Origin of the sequence: Moorena sp. SIO1G6, from assembly GCF_010672795.1 — a bacterium.
GTDB lineage: Bacteria > Cyanobacteriota > Cyanobacteriia > Cyanobacteriales > Coleofasciculaceae > Moorena > Moorena producens.
Genome location: NZ_JAAHFZ010000028.1, coordinates 62,696 through 83,262, shown reverse-complemented (window position 1 = coordinate 83,262; position 20,567 = coordinate 62,696). Strand labels below are relative to the sequence as shown.

The window sequence follows — 20,567 nt, the reverse complement described above, 5'->3', positions numbered from 1 at the left end:
AGACCAGCCTGCTGCTAATACCGAACCGAAGCCTGCTGCGATCGCAGACCAACCGCCAGTTGAGATCACTGAACCGAAACCGGCTACACCATCAGAAGACCAGCCTGCTGCTAATACCGAACCGAAGCCTGCTGCGATCGCAGACCAACCGCCAGTTGAGATCACTGAACCGAAACCGGCTACACCATCAGAAGACAAACCTGCCGCTAATACCGAACCGAAGCCTGCTGCTGTAGTAGACCAACCGCCGGTTGAAATAACCGAACCGAAACCTGCGGCCAAATCAGAAGACAAACCAGCGGCTAAAGCCCCTGCGGCCAAAAAGCCTGCTGAAAAATCAGAAGACAAAGCTGCAGCTAAGGCCCCTGCGGCCAAAAAGCCTGCGGCTACAGAGGCAAAAGCTAAAAAAGAAAAACCACCAGCAATTGAAAAGAAACCCTTTACTGAATTTGTGGAACAACATTATGTACCAGCCCTTAAGACTGCTTTTGCCAAACAAGGTATTGATGATGTAGATGTGACGTTTGCTAAACAAAAAATCCCGATTCCGAGTTTGAGTCAAATGGATGACTGTTGGCAAGTAATGGGTAGTTGGCAAAATGGGCAACGTAAATTTAACGTTTATTTCCTAGACGAAGATATTAAACAACAAAAGGCTTTTTCGGCGTCGGCTAATGGTGTTAAACCTAGTACAATTGAGTCTTTTATGATTGATGAACGGAAAGTGACTCTTGATCTAATGGTTCATTATACCATACAACGGCTAAATGCTCAGAAGTGGCTAATGTGGAATTAGTTATTCTTGGCTAATGTTTAGGTAGATTGTAAGCATTCAGCTAATGCGCTACGCGCACGCTACGCGAACAGCGGTCAGCCGTCAGCTAATCAACGGTCGGTAGTAAAAAACCTTACGGGCTGGTACGGCTGCTTAACAATCCCTGCTCGTTTTACTGATCCGAACCCGTGCAGTTAACGCGCCTGCTAGCACCTCATGTAGCACTATCAGTAGCTCATTAGCTGATAGCTGTTCCCGTAGCCCATAACCTGACGGCTGAATGCTTACCACGCTACGCAAACGAGGTTTATTTTAAGCTGACGGCTGACAGCTGACGGCTGACAGCTGTCAGCCATCTATTTTTCCTGTCATTGTTAAGCTTTACTGCTACGTTTAATCATCACTGAAACAAGCATAACCCTTGACTGTATAAGGGATTGTTTGCTAATTTTTTTAAAAATTTTAAATTGTATTATTCGGTATTTTTACTAGGGCTAACTCTTATAGCGCTGCGCCAAGATAATAGAAAAAAGGGAATGGAAGCAGCATAGCTTTATCATAGCACTAAAAACTACTCCCATAGCTTTATATCATGTCAGGATAATTACCCTTAATAAAAATATCCACCATCTCCCCACACTTCCCTTAATTATGGGTATTTAACCGGACTTGATATTAATCGCTTTCTAGCCTAATGAGGTACACAGGATTTTTTACCTCTTGCCTCTTGCCTCTTGCCTCTTGCCTTTTGCTTATTCCCTGTTCCCTATTCCCTATTCCCTAATTATGACAGATTTTAATCAAGAAAACCCTTATAAAAAACTAACTATAACCGCTTCGTCAACTGGTGTAGAGACAGCCAAAGCAGCGTTGACCAAGCTAGAATTTGAGTCGGAAAGTAACTTAGCAAAATCTCAACGTCTAAGTGACAGTATAGTGACTAAGTTTTTTAATTTCAAACCAATTCAGCTGGATTCCTTTAAACGGATATGCCAGGCTCTAAAATTAAAATGGATAGAAATTGCGGGAATAGCAGAAGAAAAGGAATCGGATGTAGTAAGTACAAACGGGCAGGATTCGGAAGTAGTAATCACAAACGGGCAGGATTTGGAAGTAGTAAGCACAAACGGGCAGGATTCGGATGTAGTAAGCACAAACGGGCAGGATTCGGATGTAGTAAGCACAAACGGGCAGGATTCGGAAGTAGTAATCACAAACGGGCAGGATGCCCATTCTACTGATGGCAGTAGCTCAGAGGTGTTGGAGCCAGGGAAAACACCTAGGCGCAAAGTGACTGTAGTCGATAGAGAAACTGAAACCATTAAAGCTTCTATGGTTTTAGAAGGAGATATCGATTCAAGTCAAAATTTAAAAGTAATTAAATCTATGTTACGAGACTATCCAGGAGATACGATCACAATTAGTGATATTAAAAAAGACAGGATTCGATTAATTGTAGGATTAATCGTAGAGGATGATCAAGAGGATATCGAAGGGCTTGTATCTCAGATAAAATCAGGAGAACTGAAAAAATTAAGTGGTTTTGCTGTTCAAGATATTCAAATTTTGAACACAAGGTCAGAGGATGATCAAATTGACACTCCCCGGTCTAAAGACGCGGGGATTCTTCATTCAACGAGTCAGCTTGCCCAACCAGGTCGGAACCAAGAAGAGTAGAGGCCGATTCTCCTGAAGCGTAATGGTCTTTTACAACCCAAGTTCCGGTGTGCCCCACCGTACCTAAGGCTCTTTTAAGGATGTTTATTGCGGCATTCTGGTCTCTATCCAACTGACATCCACATTTGCAAGTATGAGTCCTAGTCGATAGAGATTTTTTGACTACTTCGCCACAATCAGAGCAGTTTTGGCTGGTATAGGCAGGATTTACCGCGACTGTCACCTTTCCAAACTTGGTACCAAAGTGCTCCATCCATTTCCGAAACTGATACCAACCTGCATCATTAATAGATTTAGCGAGACAGTGATTTTTCACTAAATTTTTAACCCTCAAGTCTTCATAGGCGACCAGGTCGTTAGACCGGATTACGCAGCGCGCCAGTCTCTTAGCGTGCTCTTCACGTTGCCTACTTATTTTAAGGTGCTGCTTGCCTAGTCTATTAACCGCTTTCTTGCGATTGGATGAGCCTTTCTTTTTACGAGAAACTCGTCGTTGAAAAAACTTAAGGCGTTTTTCTCCCGTTCTGTAAAAGTGGGGGTTTGATTCTGTTTTCCCGGCGGAATCAGTGTAGAAGTCTTTCAATCCTACATCCAAACCGATAGCTGTCCCAGTTGGATCTAGCTCTTCTTTTGCATCAACCGAAACACAGAACTGGACATAGTAACCATCAGCTCTTTTTACTATCCGAACCCGCTTTATTTGCTTTTTGTCAAATCGCCACAAATCCCATGTACCTTTAAGTTTGAGCTTACCAATACCCTTTTTGTCACTAAATGTGATTGACTTCTTGTCAGGGGATAACTTCCATCCAGACTGTTTATACTCCACTGAGCGGCAGTTTTTCTGGAATTTTGGGAAACCTTTTTTGCCGGGTACTCTCTTTTTGCAGTTATCAAAAAAGCGAACAATTGATGACCACGCCCTTTCAGCACTAGACTGTCGAGCCGTAGAGTTCAAATCGCTGGCAAAAGGAAAGTTTTTAGCAAGGATAGCACTGTACTTATTGAGATCAAATTTATTGACCCCTTTATTGTCCATCCAATACCTTAGACAGCTATTGCGGATGAATTTAACCGTCCGAATAGCCTCGTTTATAGCAGAGTATTGATATTTCTTTCCCTTTGCTTTGAACTCTAAAATTATCACCACTTTCGACCTCAACTGTCCTATATATTATTCTACAATATCCAGACTAAAATATTGATTTTTCTTTCAATATTTTTTTCACGGCGACTAAAGTCGCTATGAGCCTACATCCCCGGTTTAAAAACACGGGGTTTTGGCTTGGGGAGTTTCATAATGAGCTTGATCCTAAATGGCGTCTAGTGGAAGAGATTGTTAGCACTGGAGCTGCGGGTCGAGAGTTGAAGGGTGTTGACCTGAGTGATGTTGACCTCAGTGGTGCTGACCTGAGTCGTGCTGACTTGAGTAAGGCCAACCTCAGTGGTGCTGACCTCAGTTGTGTCCACTTCAAGGGTATTGACCTGAGTGATGCGGATCTCAGTGGTGCTAACCTGAGTGATGCCCAGCTGAAGGGTGCCAACCTGATTAATACCAAGCTCACTACTGCGAACTTCAAGGGTGCCGACTTGAAGGGTGCCGAGCTCAGTCATGCCCAGCTTAAGGGGTCTGACCTGAGGAATGCCGACCTGAGGTCTGCTAACCTGTATAATGCCGACCTCAGTCATGCCGACCTCAGTCATGCCAACCTCAGTCGTGCCAACCTCAATGATGCCAGGCTGGTTCGTGCCGACCTCAGTGGTACCAACCTCAGTGGTGCTGACCTCAATTATACCAACTTTAGTCGTGCCGACCTGAGTGGTGCCGACCTCAGTGGTGCCAACATCAGTCGTGCCAACATCAGTCGTGCCGACCTAAGTGGTGCCAACCTAAGTGGTGCCAACCTCAATCGTGCTAACCTAAGTCCTGCCGACCTCAGTGGTGCCAACCTCAGGGCTGCCAGCCTGAATCGTGCCGACCTCAGTAGTGCCAACCTCAGTAGTGCTGACCTTAGGAGTGCTGACCTCAGTAGTGCTGACCTCAGTAGTGCTGACCTGAAAGGTGCTAACTTGAATAGTGCCAACTTCAGTGGTACCGACCTCAGTGATGCCAAGCTGAAGGGTGCTGACCTCACTCATGCCAACCTGAGTCGTGCTATTGTGGACAATGCCCAATTTGGAAATAACTCAGGCATTGATGAATCCATTAAGAGTGACTTAATTGAACGAGGCGCAATGTTTGAGGATGTGCCAGGAGATAGCTCTGAAAGTGTTACCCCTAGCTAAATCCCGTAAACAAATGGGATTGGCTTATGGCCACGCTACGCGATCAATTGAAAGAATGCGATCGCATTTTTTCGTTTTATGCGATCGCTTACAAATACTCAATACCCCCAACCATGTCCTCTGGAGTATATACTTCATAAATCCGACTACTCAGCCCGAATAGCCCTCAATCGTGATTCTAAAGGAGAAGGGGGACTATTGCGCTTCATTTCTTCCACAAACGCTGCACTTTCTGCGGTATGGCGGTCAATTTCTTCTCGATGATCGTAATAATAGGCCATTGCCGCATAAACTGCTACCTTAGATAAATGATATTCAGAGGCAATTCCTTCTAAGGATTCTCCCATCTCTAAATACATTTTGGCAATAGTTGCGACAGGCATTCTAGTGCCAATAATGCGAGGTTTCCCACCACAAAAGTCAGGATCTATCGCAATATACTCTGTGCTGATCTGTTGGATAGATATTTCTTCAGAATTAATCAAAAATCCAATAATTAAAGCAAGGGTTATATAGCAATTTTATATACCATAATGTACAAATTGATCCCCCTAAATCCCCCTTAATAAGGGGGACTTTGAGGTTGAGAAGCGCTTGACCCATTAAGAATTAAATTCGCCACGGGTCGCACCTGTAGAATGGGCATCTTGCGTGGAATGGGCATATTGGGTGGAATGGGCATATTGGGTGGAACTGGCATCTTGCCAGTTTCCTGCTTATTTTCGAGCAGGCAAGATGGCCACTCTACTCCGATTCATTACTTGATTCAGCAATGCCCTAAAAGTCTTAACCCTAGCCAAACATAGGGATCACCACAATTGCGCCTACTGGCAAACTATCAGTTATAGCGCTATCATTTTATTTCCCTTTAGACTTAGGAAGTGACAGTCCCAGATAGCCTCCAAGACCTATTTTTGCCATATCCATGAACGTGGGGCGGTACTCTTCATCCATGACGGCTAGGGTAAGTGACCCCCCAAGTAATATGGAGATAATAGCAGCTTGAACCATCTCTTTGATTGTCAGATTTTTATGAGCCATAGGTTTTTGTTGTAACTGTTACGCTTCACTGCTACTTTTAATGGTTACCGACAAAACCCCAAACCTTGACTGGACAATGGATTAGTTGCTAATATGATTTGGGTTTTGTTTGATTGCCTTGTGACTGAGTTGTGATTGCGCTAAAGGTTATGCTTCTGGCAGCAGGGAATAGCAAACTTTGGCTCAGGAAATTATTGAGTTTGGTGATTTAGGGCTGCATCGCTTACTATCTTGAATTAGGTAACACCATTACAGCTATTGCTATAGTTATAAAAAATTAGCTAGACGATGACATTTTATAAAAACAAGGGTCCAAAGGATTTACTACTTTCAAAAAAGTATGTAATAAGATTGATGGATACTCAGATGGATTTGCTCACCGAAGTCAAAAGAAATAGAAAACTAACTATCACCGCCTCGTCAAAAAGTATAGAAAAAGCCGAAAAAGCTTTAATTAGGCTAGGATTTGAGTCTAAAAGTAACTTAGCAAAGTCACGACTTATAGGTCGCAGTACAGTAACAAAGTTTTTTCAATCCAAGCCAATTCAGCTGGATTCCTTTAAACGAATATGCGATGGACTGAAACTAGACTGGAGAGACATCGCGGAAATACCAGATGAAAAACAATCGGAACAGCTAACCAGAAATGATGGCAGTAGCTCAGAGCTGTTGGAGGGGGTCGAGCCAGGGCAAGCACCTAGGCGCAAAGTGACTGTAATCGATAAACAAAGTCAAACAATTAAAGCTTCTATCGTATTAGAAGGGGATATAGATTCAGTTAAAAATTTAGAATTTATTCAATCTATTTTACGAGCCTATTCAGGAGACAGTATAAACATTATTGATATTCAACCAGGCAGCATCCGATTAATTATAGAGGGTTCTCCAGAGGATATCGAACAGCTTATATCTCGGATAGAATCAGGAGAACTGAAAGAATTAAGCAGTTTTCCTGTTCAAGATATTGAAATTTTGAGGGAAACGTCAGAGGATGATCAAAAAAACGAGTTTGATCAGAAATGGCGTCTAGTGGAAGAGATTGCTAGCCGTGGAGCTGTGGGTCGAGACTTAAACGGTGTTGACCTGAGTGATGCTGACCTCAGTGATGCCAACCTGATTGGTGCCGACCTCAGTGAAGCTGACCTCAGTAGTGCTGACTTGATTCGTGCTAATCTAAAGGATGCCAACCTGATTTTTGCCGACCTGACTGAAGCGGATCTCAGTGAAGCGGATCTCAGTGAAGCCTACCTGAGTGGTGCCTACCTCAGTAGTGCCAACCTAAGTCATGCCTACCTGAGGGGTACTTACCTGATTTATGCCGACCTCAGTGAAGCCTACCTGAGTGATGCTGACCTTAGTGATGCCAAGCTTAGTCGTGCTAAAGTTAAAAATGCCCGATTCGGATATAACTCAGGAATTGATGAATCGATGAAGCGTGACCTAATTAAACGAGGGGCAATTTTTGAGGATTTGCCAGGGGATCGCTCTGAAAGTTTAACCCCTAGCAAAAGATAGGGATGACCGAAATTAGGGGGTGCTGATAATCTTGTGGAATCCGGTAAGCTTAAACCAGAAAATTCGATTGGCCGTAGGCCACGCTACGCGATTGACCTTAGGTCACGCTACGCGATCGCTTACAAATACTCAATATCCCCAACTATTTCCTCTAGAATAGATAGCGTTTATAATAGTAATGAGGTACACAGAATTTTTTCCCTCATCATCTAAAACCCAAATATTAAAAAAAGTGGTTTATTTATAAGTCTGACATAAAAAGGAGTGTAAGGGTAAAGGAGGGTGAATCTCATTAAAGCTGTTTCACCCGTTGGGTGGAATGGGTATCTTGGTGGAATGGGCATCTTGCCCGTTTCCTGCCGCCCAACATTTTCAAATATGAGATACACCCATGGGTTTAAACTAGTAAATTTTACCAAAAATATAGAACTTGGTAAGCTTATAAATAGGCGTTGGACATTGGCTGAATGATTTCGTAATATGAGATGGCTATTATTTATTATATAATCTGTTTTTTTTGAGTCAACATCTGAATCAATTGTTGGCAGTATCACCACTAAATTAGGCAACGTCTATAAATAAAATAAAGGGCACAGGTGTTAATGAATAAAACACAGAACCAAACCACAGGAGAGCTTGGGGAAAGGGAATATTGTAGAGGCGCTGCAACTCCTGAAAAGGTGGAATGGGCATCTTGCGCGTTTCCTAGGGTTACCGAATTACCATTATTGACGGAAAAAGAGCGTCATCAACTACTGGTGGCATGGAACGATACAGCAACAGATTATCCCAAGGATAAATGTATTCATCAGTTATTTGAAGAACAGGTAGAAAAGAATCCCGATGCAGTAGCGGTAGTATTTGAAGACCAACAATTAACGTATCGAGAGTTAAATTGTCGGGCAAATCAATTAGCCCATTATTTACAATCGGAGGGAGTTGGTACAGAAGTTTTGGTGGGGATTTGTGTCGAGCGTTCAATTGAGATGGTGGTGGGATGGTTGGGGATTATTAAGGCAGGTGGGGCTTATGTTCCTATTGACCCAGCTTATCCTCAAGAGCGCTTGGATTATATACTGGAAGATTCATCAGTATCAGTTTTGTTAACAGAATCTAAGTTGGTTGAAGCACTCCCCTCAAGTCTTGCCCAGGTGATTTTGTTGGATGCCGATTGGGATGTTATTACCTCAGAAAGTCAAGAAAACCCTGTCAATCAAACAAAACCGAATAACTTAGCCTATGTGATTTACACCTCGGGGTCAACGGGCAGACCTAAAGGAGTTTTAATTCCTCACTCTGGACTTATCAACTTAGTTTTCTGGCACCAAAGAAATTTTGCGATCGCATCATCAGACCGCTCCACTCAGATAGCCGCAACCGCTTTTGATGCTTCAGTCTGGGAATTGTGGCCTTACCTAACAGCGGGAGCCACTATATATCTGGTCAAAGCTGAGACTATTCTTGACCCAGAAAAGCTGCGGGATTGGCTGGTGTTAAAGCAAATAACAATTACGTTTGTCCCCACCCCCCTAGCAGAAAAGTTGTTATCTCTGGATTGGCCAGAAAATATTGCTTTGCGGATTCTGCTGACAGGTGGTGATAAACTGTCTCGCTTTCCCTCCAATTCTATTCCGTTTAAGTTGGTCAACAACTACGGGCCAACGGAGAATACGGTGGTGACCACTTCTGGGCTAGTTAAATCATCTGACCAACAGGATTTTGCCTCACCTGACATTGGTCGCCCGATTGCCAACACACAAATCTATATCTTAGACAATCACCTCCAACCTGTTTCCATTGGTGTTGCAGGAGAAATCCATATCGGGGGAGCAGGGTTAGCCCGAGGTTATCTCAACCGTCCAGACCTGACTGAACAAAAATTTATCCCTAACCCCTTTAGCAATCAACCGGGGTCACGCCTCTACAAAACAGGTGACTTAGGCCGCTACAAACCTGATGGAAATATTGAGTTTGTCGGACGCATCGATAATCAGGTTAAAATTCGTGGTTTGCGGATCGAACTCTCAGAAATTGAAGCAACCCTGATCCAATATCCCGAAGTAGCAGAAGTGGTAGTTATTGTTCGGGAAGATAATCCTGGTAACAAACAGCTCGTAGCTTATATTGTTCCTAACTCCGGGTCGATCTCACTTTTGCTGTTTGAGCCGGTGGGTGGAACGGGCATCTTGCCTGTGGTGCGTTACGGGCCGGGCTCTCTCAACCGATGTCAAGAGGGGGAAAATCAAGGGGAGCCCGTCCCTAACGCACCCTACGCCTCCGAACTCACCATTAGCAACTTAAGGGACTTCCTCAAGAGTAAACTCCCCCACTATATGGTGCCTTCGGCCTTTGTTATTTTGGAAGCAATGCCCCTGACTCCAAATGGAAAGGTTGATCGCCGTGCTTTACCTGCCCCCGATACTTCCAGTTGGGTAAGTGAAACCAGTTTTGTTGCCCCTCGTAACTCCATGGAACTGGAATTGACCGAAATCTGGTCAGACGTTCTCGGTGTTTCTCCCATCGGAGTCCACGACAACTTGATTGAATTAGGGGGACATTCACTATTAGCTATCAAAATTATCGGGCTAGTGCGATCGCGTCTAATGGTGGAATTACCACTGAATTCCTTATTTGAGTTTCCCACAGTCGCAGAGTTAGCCAAGGTCGTTACAGAAGTTCGTGACTCAGAGCGATCGCATCAACAGCCACCCCTGGAACCAATTTCACGAAAGCAAACCATTCCTTTATCCTTTGCCCAAGAACAATTGTGGTTTCTGAGCCAGTTAGCTCCAGAAGAACCCCTCTACAACGAAACCTTTACCATTGATTTAGCAGAAGCAATCGATATCCCGGCATTGGAAGCGAGTTTGACAGAACTCATCCGCCGTCATGAAATTCTACGAACCACTTATCCAGTAGTCAACGGTCTGCCAATCCAGGAAATTCATCCGCCATCTGCTTTTACCTTGCCCGTCATCGATTTGCAAGACTTTCCTGAGACGGAACGGGAAACAGAAGCATTGCGAATTGCGACCGAACAGGTTCGCAAAGCCTTTGACCTAACCAAAAAACCGTTGCTGCGAGCTACTCTAATTCAGCTTGGTTCCACAGACTATCGGCTCTACTTGGCAGCACATCATATTCTGGTAGACGGGGAATCTATGGGCTACATAATGTTGCCAGAATTAGAAACTATTTATAGAGCATTTTGTCAAGGCTTACCCTCACCTTTGCCAGAGTTAACCATACAATATGCCGACTTTGCAGCTTGGCAGCGACAGTGGTTACAGGGAGAAATTATCTCGAATCAGCTGGCATACTGGCAGAAAAAACTGGAAAATTTACCCCAGTTACAACTTCCCACCGACCGTCCCCCCACCTCAAAAACAAGCTTTGCCGGTTCATTGCTGCGTTACACACTTTCACAAGAGTTAAGCGAACAGCTCAACAATTTTAGTCGAAAAGAGGGGGTCACCTTATTTATGACCCTAGCAGCAGCTATCAATGTTCTACTTTATCGCTATTCAGCACAAGAAGATATTGTCATTGGTACTGTTACCTCCCAACGTAACCGACCAGAATTACAAGGAGTAATTGGATACTTTCTCAAGACTTTAGTTTTGCGTAGCGACCTCAGCGGTAACCCTAGTTTTCGAGAACTATTAAAACGAGTTCGAAATGTCATTTTGTCCGCTTACGCCCATCAAGATTTGCCCTTCGAGAAAATAGTAAACGCCCTTGATACCGATCGCCGCCAAGTCAGTCGAAATCCCCTTTTCCAGGTGATGCTTGCCCTTGAACCTCCTTTAACCGAAGAAAACGGGCCCTGGACGGTAAGCCAGTGGGAAGTGGATCCTGGCATTTCCAAGGTTGACCTGACGTTTAGTGTCGAAGAACGAGTAGAGGGTATCGTTGTTGCGATCGAGTACAGAACCGATTTGTTTGATCACCCTACAATCCAGCGGATGTTGGGGCATTTGATTACCGAGCTTAAGGAAATTCTTACTAATCCCAACCAAAGCATCTCTGACTTACCTCTGCTAACAGCAAAAGAACAGGATCAGTTGTTGGTAGAATGGAACCATACCAAGAGAGATTATCCTCAAGATAAGTGTATCCATCAATTATTTTACGAACAAGTAGAAAAGACACCACAAGCAGTGGCGGTAGTGTTTGAAAACCAACAAGTAACCTATCAGGATTTAAATAATCGTGCCAATAAATTAGCCCATTATCTGCAAAAATTAGGGGTTAAACCCGATGCAATGGTGGGATTGTTCTTGAACCATTCTTTGGAAATGGTAGTGGGATTGTTAGGCATCCTCAAAGCTGGTGGTGCTTATGTTCCCATTGACCCAACTTATCCCACTGAGCGTATTGCCTATATGCTTGAGGATTCCGGGGTTTCTGTTTTACTGACTCAGAGTCATTTAAAAGCAATCCTACCGGAATATCAAGGACTTGTTATTAGTTTAGATTCAGATGGGGAAGTGATGGCTACTGAAAGTGAAGAAAATCCAGTCAGTGGCGTAACCTCTAAGGACTTGGCTTATGTAATTTACACCTCCGGTTCCACAGGGAAACCAAAAGGAGTTCTGGTTACTCACCAAGGACTGTGCAATTTAGCTCTAGAGAACATTCGACTTTTTGATCTCAGAACGACCAGTCGGGTTCTGCAGTTGTTCTCCATCAGTTTTGATGGGTCAATATGGGAAATTGTGATGGCTTTATGTTCTGGGGCGCGATTGTGCCTTGTGCCGACCGAATCAACACGCTTAGGTTCTGATTTAAAAGAGCTATTACAAAAGCATTCTATTAGCCATATTACTCTGGTTCCCTCGGCGTTAGCCACACTGACCTGTGAGGATTTACCTACTTTACAGACTATTATTGTTGGAGGAGAGGCTTGTCCTCAAGAGTTGGTTAAAAAATGGTCAAAAGAGCGAAGATTCTTCAACGCCTACGGCCCTAGTGAGTATACAGTCTGTGCTACTGTTGCTGAATTTACTGACAGCAACCAGAAGCTAACCATCGGTCGTCCGATTGCCAATACGCAAATCTATATCCTCGACAAACATCTTCAACCTGTTCCGATCGGCGTACCAGGGGAACTTCATATTGGCGGTGTGGGGTTAGCCCGAGGCTATCTCAACCGCCCAGACCTGACCGAGCAAAAATTTATCCCCAACCCCTTTAGCAACGAATCGGGCTCACGCCTCTACAAAACTGGTGATCTAACCTGTTACTTACCCGATGGAACCATTGAATTTCTCGGTCGCATCGACCACCAAGTCAAAATTCGTGGCTTCCGCATCGAACTCTCAGAAATTGAAGCGGTACTAACACAACACCCCGATGTCCTCTGTGGGGTAGTCATTGACCGAGAAGACACACCTGGCAACAAACGGCTCGTAGCTTATGTTGTTCCCAAAGTCGAAGTTGCCATTAGCAACTTAAGGGACTTCCTCAAGACCAAACTACCAGACTATATGATACCGAGTGCTTTTGTGCTAATGGAAGCACTGCCACTGACACCGAATGGTAAAGTAGACCGTCGCGCTTTACCCGCACCAGATAGCTTCAGTCAGGTAGGGGAAGATAAATTTGTTGCACCTCAGACACCTATGGAAAAAATTCTAGCCTCTATTTGGGCAGAAGTCTTGGGATTAAAAAGGGTGGGCATCAATGATAATTTCTTTGAACTGGGAGGAAGTTCCCTGCAAGCTGCATTTCTGGTATCTAAGCTAGAGGAAGAGATAAACCGTAACGTTTCAGTCAAGGTTCTATTTCAGCACCCTACCATAGCAGAATTAGCTGCAGCTATCAATATACTTCTTGCAGAAGTAGGGAACAGGGAACAGGGAACAGGGAACAGTGGACAAGAATTGACGGAAACACTATCAGAAAAATACTTTGGCAAGAAGTCTAATCAGTTACCCAGTCTAGATACATCTTTGAACCCAGAAAACCCCCAAAATAAACTTGATAAAACTACAACTAAATCGTTAAACCAAACCACAAAATTATCTCAGTTTATACAGCTAGAAAAGCGCTCATTACTCTCCTTATTTGCTTTAGGTAAACTAGCATCAGTAGATGCAGCTGCTCTAGGTTATATTCCCATGTCATTCCTAAAACAAACCAGTTTGAGTCGCGATCAAATCCTTGAAGATTGGTTTGATAACCTGGCGATGTGGTATTGTATTATGCAGACTCAATTGGGTCGGATAGGGGGCTTAATTCTTCCGATCTTCGAAGACCGACTATACCGGGACTCACAAAAACTCGTACAACTATCTGTTGAAGCTTTGGAAATGGCAGGGCGAATCGGTGCTAAAACCGTTTCCTTAACAGGCTTGATTCCCTCAGCAACAGATTACGGTCGTGCCATTGTCAAAGCTATTGAGGGGCGCAATGACTTACCGAAAATTACTACAGGACACGCTACCACCTGCGCTACTGTTGTCCTGACCATTAAGAAAATTTTACAGGTCAGCCAGCGGTCTTTAGAGCAGGAGAAAGTCGCTTTCATCGGTTTGGGTTCAGTTGGGATTAGTACCCTTCGTCTGATGTTAAAAAGCTTACCCCATCCTACAGAAATTCTCCTTTGTGATGTCTACAGTAAACGGGAGTTTTTAGAAAAGATTGAACAAGAATTAGTCTCTGATTATGGCTTTCGAGGTCAGATTCGGATTGCCCCATCTGGGTCTGAACTCCCGCCAGAAATCTATGACGCAACTTTAATAATTGGTGCTACTAATGTACCAGATATCCTCGACATCAACCGGCTTAAACCCGGTACTTTAATTGTGGATGATTCTGGCCCTCACTGCTTCTCGTCAGAACTAGCAATTAAACGCTTTGAAGAGCACAAAGATATTCTGTTTACTGAAGGAGGAATGCTGCAAGCCCCTCACCCGATAGAAACAGTCATTTATCTACCAAAAGCGGTCGATAACAGCATAGACAAACATTTATGGCAAGGTTATTCTCGGCAAACCAATCCCCTGGATATAACCGGATGCGTTATGTCGAGTCTCCTATCTTCTCGTTTTGATTACATGGAACCCACTGTAGGATTCCTGAATCTGGAAACTAGTGTTCAGCATTATCAAGGTTTAGAACAGTTTGGGTTTCAGGCAGCAGACTTACATTGTGATGGCTATGTGTTGCAAAGATAAGTAAGCATATGCGCTACGCGCACGCTACGCGAACAGCATTCAGCATTCAGCATTCAGCTCTTAGCTCATGGGCTACAGATGGTGCTACTTGAAGTGCTTTTGAATAAGCGATGCAGCGCTACTCCCTACTCCCTACTCCCTACTCCCTACTCCCTACTCCCAGATCCGCTGTTCCCTGTTCCCTTTGTTATATAACCACTGCTGGTTGATGAGGATTTTAATTTATTGATAAGACAAGTAGATCGAAATCCTCTTTAAAAACCTGTCAACCAGAATTAACGGCGTTGCTGAGGGGCGGAATGAATATAAGTAGAGTGGGCATCCTGCCCGCACCAAAAGATCTCGAACGGGCAAGATGCCCATTCTACCTCACTGTTAAAACCATTCCATTATTAAGCAACGCCGAATTAACCATCTGTTTCAAATAAAGCAATCCGCAGTCGATCGGTTGTCTCTTCCATTTCCGCCACGGACTCTAGGCTAACAACCACGCTGGGTTCAACTCCTAAAATTTCCGCTGCTTTAGCCACCGCTGCTTTTTCTTTTTCATGGTAGCTGCCATCAGCTCGACTCATTTTGATCGCTTGGTACAATATACAGCGGCGAAAATTCAATGAAAAATCATACTTGATTCCACTCAATAGCTCTTCAATGTTAGCATTTTTCCAATCGAATTTGCGGAGGGTTTCAATGTACTCTTCAACAGCTTCAGAGTGTTCCGCCATCATTTCTTGTTCGTCAATAAACCACTGTAATTCTTCTTCTGCGAGCTCTCCATCCGCTCCGGCGATCGCCAATAAGGCGCAGCCGTAATTTACCCCCACCTCCAAATCAACTGAAGTGTTAGAAGAAAAGCCATATTTACGCTCAGCATATTTGCTGAGTTGGACAGTTTTTCCACTGGTCATGTTTTTCTACTTTTTTTATTGGTTTTGAGCATATTCAGTTTGATTCAACCAACTTTAGTGCAATTTGTCAACTCAATGTAAGTATATGCGCTACGCGAACGCTTAAAAATCCTCAATATACCCAACCATTTTATATAGAAAATATCGCGTTTATAATAGTAATGAAATACACAATATTTTTTACCTGTTCCCTATTCTATAAAACTTAAGCATTCAGTAATTATTGGCTGATACGCGACACGCTGATACGCGACACGCTGATAGCTGACAGCTGTTCGCGTAGCGCTTATACTTACCTAAAAAAAAGGGGGAGTCGAAACGGTTCCCCCTTGAAAATCCCCATTGTTAAATCAAAACTATAAAGATGATAACGAAAAAGGTAATAACTTGATTGAATAACTTTATTAAATAACTTTATTAAATAATTCTTTTATTTAAGTTATGTAACAGCTTTCACGGTTCAGGTTTGGTTAAGGCTTCAGGTTTACTTAAGCCTTGAGCTTTGCTTAAGCCTTCAGGTTTAAGCTACGGCAGGGGCAAAATGTGATAAAACTTTAAATTACGTTGTAACTCTTAACCTAAACAGGCGGTTGAGATCACCAATACCCTGGTACACTCAGGAAGCAATATATCTATAGCAATAGATAGCAATCGTTATTGATTGGTGAAGCTGACCCTGGGGCAAGGTGTTTCCTTGTGTCCCCTGTGTGGGGAATCTTTCTCGGTTTCACGAGCTGATCCCGATTGCTAGGTCATTGTCATTGGTTTGGGCTGGGTTGAGTGACCCGGATCTGTCCACACCAGGCCACCGAGAATGGTAAGCAACTATAACAAGCGACAAACAAGCGACAAAGAGCAAAGCTTAAGATGGTAGATTCCCTTAAAAAACCTGATTTTGATGAAATCCGACCCGGTATAAAGGTACCGGCGAAGGACACGATCCTAACTCCCCGGTTCTACACTACTGACTTTGAAGCAATGGCGAAGATGGATCTCTCGCCTAATCAGGATGAACTGGAAGCCATCCTGGAAGAGTTTCGAGCTGACTACAATCGTCACCATTTTGTCCGGGATGAGGAGTTTAATCAATCCTGGGACCATATTGATGGGGAAAAACGCCGGTTATTTGTTGAGTTTCTAGAACGTTCCTGCACAGCGGAATTCTCTGGTTTCTTGCTGTATAAGGAATTGGGACGGCGCTTAAAGAATAAAAATCCTGTGCTGGCAGAGTGCTTTCTCCTGATGTCTCGTGATGAAGCACGTCATTCGGGATTCCTGAACAAGGCTATGTCAGATTTCAATCTACAGCTGGATTTGGGATTCCTGACTAAGAGCAAGAAGTACACCTTCTTTCAGCCAAAATTTATTTTCTACGCTACCTATCTGTCTGAGAAGATTGGCTATTGGCGGTATATTACGATCTATCGCCATTTAGAAGCCCATCCTGAAGACCGGGTCTATCCAATTTTCCGCTTCTTTGAAAACTGGTGTCAGGATGAAAACCGTCACGGGGATTTCTTTGATGCGCTGATGAGAGCCCAGCCGGATACGCTGAATGACTGGAAGGCTAAGCTTTGGTCCCGATTCTTCTTGCTGTCGGTGTTTGCCACTATGTATCTGAATGATGTTCAGCGGTATGGATTTTATGCCTCCATTGGTTTAGATGCTCGTGAGTATGATAAGTATGTGATTGAGAAGACTAACGAAACCTCAGGACGGGTCTTCCCAGTTGTTCTGGATGTAGACCATCCGGAATTTTATGAGCGTCTGGAGATTTGTGTCCGGAATAATGATAAGCTAAGAGCGATCGCAAACTCCAATACACCTAAGTTTTTGCAATTATTCCAGAAGTTGCCCCTCTACATGTCTAATGCCTGGCAGCTCCTGAAATTGTACCTGATTAAGCCCATTGATATGACGGCTAAACAAGGTTCTATGATCTAAAGTTTGCTCCGCTAACTGTTAGCTTCGTTTTTGTGGTGATTCTACATTAGGTAGGATCACTTTTTTTTTGATAATTCTCCCCATCTCCCCACCCTACTCCCTGCTCCCTGCTCCCTATTCCCTATTCCCTTAAATCCGGAAATGATACAAGAATAACAGAAGTTTTATCGGTATAGGTGCGTCAGTTCTGTTAGTGTATTTTGTATTGTTGAGTGTTGAAAAATTTGGGACTTAAGTATCTAAAAACGGGCTTACTGGGACTAACGTTTACCTTCACAGTTGCTTACCGAGCTGGGAGTCAAACGGTGCCAGTACCGGACTCGACTACAGAAAACCAAGAGCAAACCCAGGGTAATCCCCCTCAGGCTACTCCAGATAAGTTACCAGAGTCCCCCCAGTCTGATCCTCCTGGTAATTCAGCAGCCCAGGAGTTGGATTTAAGTCCAGAGATAATCGAAGGCAGTCCGGTGCTACAGCGTTGGCTAGAGGAGGTGCCGGATGTTTGGCAGGATATTCGCAATCAACCCAGTTTTCGCACTCGGTTGCGATTGGGTTACTCCCAGTTTCCTTCTAATGGACAAGCCGCAGGGGTGAATGTGGGAGTGGAAGATGTGTTTATTGGTAATTCTGGCTTGACGGTGAGTGGGGATTATCAGGCTTCCTTTAATGGTGAGCGAGAAACCTTTGGGGTCGATTTGCGGTATTATGTTCGGCCCTTAGGGAGTTATTTCAATGTTGCCCCGATGGTGGGTTATCGCAATTTGGAGACTGATGGTTACTCTACCGATGGGGTAAATGTGGGAGCGCGGTTGCTATTGGTTTTGTCTCGCACTGGTGCAGCAGATATTTCCTTCACTCAGAGTTTTGTGTCTATTGGCAGTAGTGAGGAGGTCGGGATAACAACCCTTTCCTTTGGTTATGCGATTACTCCCAATTTGCGCCTTGCTACGGATATTCAGAAACAGAATTCTATCGAAAATAAGGATAGTCGGGTGGGGATTGGGTTGGAATGGATGCCTTGAGATTTTGATAGGGTGGGTAGTGTGGCTTACAGGGGTAGGTTTTTTACATCTGGTTCGGGAGTCGGGAGTCGGGAGTCGGGAGTCGGGAATCGGGAGTCGGGAATCGGGAGCGATCGCGTAGCGTGACCTAGGGTCAATCGCACCAGCGCGGAAGCTTCGCTTCATCCCGTAGCGTGGCCATTCCCGTAGCGTGGCCTTTTGGCCAAGGCCAATCCCATTGATAGCGCTAGGTACAGAGAATAAAAAAATTCCCTGGATCAGGGAATTGAAAAGCAGATCAGCTAAAGGTTTGAGCAATGATTAGTGCCTTGAGTTGGTAAACACAATTACATCAATTGCTATCCCTATTCTATTAAGCTAACCAAGAGCGCGCTCGCGTAGCGTGGCCTACGGCCAATCGCATTTATCGATCCCATTAAGCTAACCCATTTAGGGATTTGATCTAAGCCATTTAGCTATAGCATTTACCTATAACATATCCAAATTGATCATGAAACCCAATGCTGATTTGTCATAACACCAAACAATCCTCGGATCTCTTTCCTACTATTCCCGATTCCCGATTCCCGATTCCCGATTCCCGATTCCCGATTCCCGATTCCCTCTCTCCCCTAAACTAAAACTCTACCGATGAAAACCAGTAATTTAGGCAAGTCTGAGCTTCCCTCCTCAGCAAAGCACCAAATACTTCCCAAGATTAATCTATTTACCATGTTCCGGCTTGGTCTATTCCAGATGGGATTAGGTATCTTGGCAGTGCTCACCCTAGGAGTGCTCAACCGAGTGATGATCGACGAGCTAGGTATTCCAGCCTCAATTACCGCGAGCCTCCTAGCCATTTCGCTGTTTGTTGCCCCAGCCCGGGTATGGTTTGGTCAGCTCTCGGATACCAAACCCGTCTTGGGATATCACCGTACTGGTTACGTCTGGATGGGAAGCGGGTTATTTATGATTATCCTATCCTTAGCGGTACAAATCACTTGGCAATTGGGCAATGTCGTCGAAGGGGCTGGAGGTTGGACATGGTCAATTCCAGCTTATAGTTGGGTCGCTCTTGGGGCTCTAGTTTTTGGTCTATACGGTCTAGCCCTAAGTATGAGTTCCACTACCTTTTTTACCTTATTAGTGGATATTTCTGATGAAGACAACCGTGGCAAATTAATCGGTATTATCTGGTCAATGATGACTGTGGGTATTGCGATTGGCGGCATCAGCAGCAAAATTTTGCTGAAGCGATTAGATAATATTGATGCATCCCTAGAAGTATTGCGGTCATCGATTACTGGGCTGTTTTTCTTCGTACCCTTAATCGTCTTGGGGCTAGCGGTATTAGCCACCTTTGGAATCGAGAAAAAATACTCGCGCTATTCTTCCCGTTCTATCCTAGCGAATCGCGAAGACCAGATTACCTTGGGCCAATCCCTAAAACTATTAACTGCTAGTCCCCAAACTGGCCTGTTTTTCACCTTTTTGGTGATCATGACCATCAGCCTATTTCTCCAGGAAGCGGTGCTAGAACCCTATGGGGGAGAGGTCTTTAATATGTCAATTCCTGAAACCTCTCTACTGAATAGCTTTTGGGGGATTGGGATGTTGATGAGCTTGAGCGCCACTGGCTTTTTCCTAATTCCCAATTTGGGTAAGCGCAAAACCACTCAATTAGGCTGTCTAGCAGTATCGATCTGCTTTATCTTGATTATTATGTCAGGATTTACCGGAAATGCTCAGCTATTCCAGGGAACCTTACTCTTATTTGGTTTATCTACTGGTATCGCCACCACAGGAGCTCTCAGTTTGATGTTAGACCTAACCGCAGCAGAAGCGGCTGGCACCTTTGTGGGGGCATGGGGATTAGCGCAAGCCATGTCACGAGGCATAGCAGTAGCCAGCGGTGGTGTGATCCTTGATGTAGGTAGAGCAATTTTTACTACCCCAGTCCTGGCTTATGGTGTCGTGTTTGCTCTCCAATCCGCAGGGATGATAGTGGCAATTTGGTTCCTAGGTAAAGTTAATTTTAAGGAATTCCAGGATAATGCTAAACATGCGATCGCTGCTGTGATGGAAGGGGATTTGGATGGTTGAAGGCAGAATTTAGAATTTAGAATTTAGAATGAAGAATGAAGAATGAAGAATGAAGAATGAAGAATGAAAAATCTAGAATTCTAACTTCTAACTTCTAACTTCTAACTTCTAACTTCTAACTTCTAACTTCTAAAAT

The 20,567-nt window shown here is 44.1% G+C and carries 14 protein-coding genes; 9 read left to right on the top strand and 5 right to left on the bottom strand.

All coding sequences use genetic code 11. The features are described 5' to 3' along the window. Window positions 1-796: DUF2996 domain-containing protein (locus F6K63_RS23460; protein ID WP_353813077.1), on the top strand; the 796-nt coding region annotated here is incomplete at its 5' end. A gap of 699 nt (window positions 797-1,495) precedes the next feature. Then, window positions 1,496-2,452 carry a hypothetical protein gene (locus F6K63_RS23455; protein ID WP_287313234.1) on the top strand — a complete coding sequence of 319 codons (957 nt, stop codon included), beginning with the start codon at window positions 1,496-1,498 and terminating at the stop codon, window positions 2,450-2,452. Here F6K63_RS23455 and F6K63_RS23450 read toward each other — a convergent pair. Then, a complete protein-coding gene (locus F6K63_RS23450; RefSeq protein WP_287313233.1) occupies window positions 2,385-3,599 on the bottom strand; it encodes an RNA-guided endonuclease InsQ/TnpB family protein in 1,215 nt (404 codons plus the stop codon). The two genes, F6K63_RS23455 and F6K63_RS23450, sit on opposite strands and share 68 nt — an antisense overlap. 98 nt (window positions 3,600-3,697) lie before the next feature. On the opposite strand from F6K63_RS23450, the gene F6K63_RS23445 reads away from it, so the two are divergent. After that, on the top strand, window positions 3,698-4,738 hold the full coding sequence (locus F6K63_RS23445) for a pentapeptide repeat-containing protein (RefSeq protein ID WP_287313232.1): 1,041 nt from the start codon (window positions 3,698-3,700) through the stop codon (window positions 4,736-4,738). A 146-nt stretch (window positions 4,739-4,884) separates the two neighbouring features. Here F6K63_RS23445 and F6K63_RS23440 read toward each other — a convergent pair whose 3' ends face one another. From F6K63_RS23440 to F6K63_RS23430, 3 genes are all read right to left on the bottom strand, one after another. After that, window positions 4,885-5,220 (bottom strand): DUF433 domain-containing protein, encoded by a 336-nt coding sequence (locus F6K63_RS23440; RefSeq protein ID WP_502708345.1) that lies wholly within the window; start codon window positions 5,218-5,220, stop codon window positions 4,885-4,887. An 80-nt stretch (window positions 5,221-5,300) separates the two neighbouring features. Beyond that, on the bottom strand, window positions 5,301-5,438 hold the full coding sequence (locus F6K63_RS23435) for a hypothetical protein (protein ID WP_287313231.1): 138 nt from the start codon (window positions 5,436-5,438) through the stop codon (window positions 5,301-5,303). 158 nt (window positions 5,439-5,596) lie between these two features. Continuing rightward, window positions 5,597-5,779, bottom strand: a complete 183-nt coding sequence (locus F6K63_RS23430) for a hypothetical protein (protein ID WP_071102676.1) — start codon at window positions 5,777-5,779, stop codon at window positions 5,597-5,599. A gap of 354 nt (window positions 5,780-6,133) precedes the next feature. On the opposite strand from F6K63_RS23430, the gene F6K63_RS23425 reads away from it, so the two are divergent. The 3 genes from F6K63_RS23425 to F6K63_RS23415 all read left to right on the top strand — a co-directional run bounded on the left by F6K63_RS23425 (window position 6,134) and on the right by F6K63_RS23415 (window position 14,475). Beyond that, window positions 6,134-7,294 carry a pentapeptide repeat-containing protein gene (locus F6K63_RS23425; RefSeq protein WP_287313230.1) on the top strand — a complete coding sequence of 387 codons (1,161 nt, stop codon included), beginning with the start codon at window positions 6,134-6,136 and terminating at the stop codon, window positions 7,292-7,294. Between the two features lie 31 nt (window positions 7,295-7,325). Further along, window positions 7,326-7,454 (top strand): hypothetical protein, encoded by a 129-nt coding sequence (locus F6K63_RS23420; protein ID WP_287313229.1) that lies wholly within the window; start codon window positions 7,326-7,328, stop codon window positions 7,452-7,454. Between the two features lie 442 nt (window positions 7,455-7,896). Further along, a complete protein-coding gene (locus tag F6K63_RS23415) occupies window positions 7,897-14,475 on the top strand; it encodes a non-ribosomal peptide synthetase (RefSeq protein WP_287313228.1) in 6,579 nt (2,192 codons plus the stop codon). A gap of 407 nt (window positions 14,476-14,882) precedes the next feature. On the opposite strand, the gene F6K63_RS23410 is transcribed toward F6K63_RS23415, so the two are convergent. Then, the gene (locus F6K63_RS23410) at window positions 14,883-15,383 is read right to left on the bottom strand and encodes a TerB family tellurite resistance protein (RefSeq protein WP_287313227.1); all 501 of its coding nucleotides are present in this window, start codon (window positions 15,381-15,383) and stop codon (window positions 14,883-14,885) included. An 867-nt stretch (window positions 15,384-16,250) separates the two neighbouring features. On the opposite strand from F6K63_RS23410, the gene acsF reads away from it, so the two are divergent. The 3 genes from acsF (at window position 16,251) to F6K63_RS23395 (ending at window position 20,431) form a co-directional block, all read left to right on the top strand. Continuing rightward, window positions 16,251-17,327 carry a magnesium-protoporphyrin IX monomethyl ester (oxidative) cyclase gene (acsF, locus tag F6K63_RS23405; protein WP_287313226.1) on the top strand — a complete coding sequence of 359 codons (1,077 nt, stop codon included), beginning with the start codon at window positions 16,251-16,253 and terminating at the stop codon, window positions 17,325-17,327. 212 nt (window positions 17,328-17,539) lie between these two features. Beyond that, complete coding sequence (locus tag F6K63_RS23400) at window positions 17,540-18,349, top strand: hypothetical protein (RefSeq protein ID WP_287313225.1); 810 nt, start codon at window positions 17,540-17,542, stop codon at window positions 18,347-18,349. Between the two features lie 630 nt (window positions 18,350-18,979). After that, entirely contained in the window at window positions 18,980-20,431 is a 1,452-nt protein-coding gene (locus F6K63_RS23395) for a BCD family MFS transporter (RefSeq protein WP_287313224.1), read from the top strand. Window positions 20,432-20,567 lie beyond the last annotated feature (136 nt).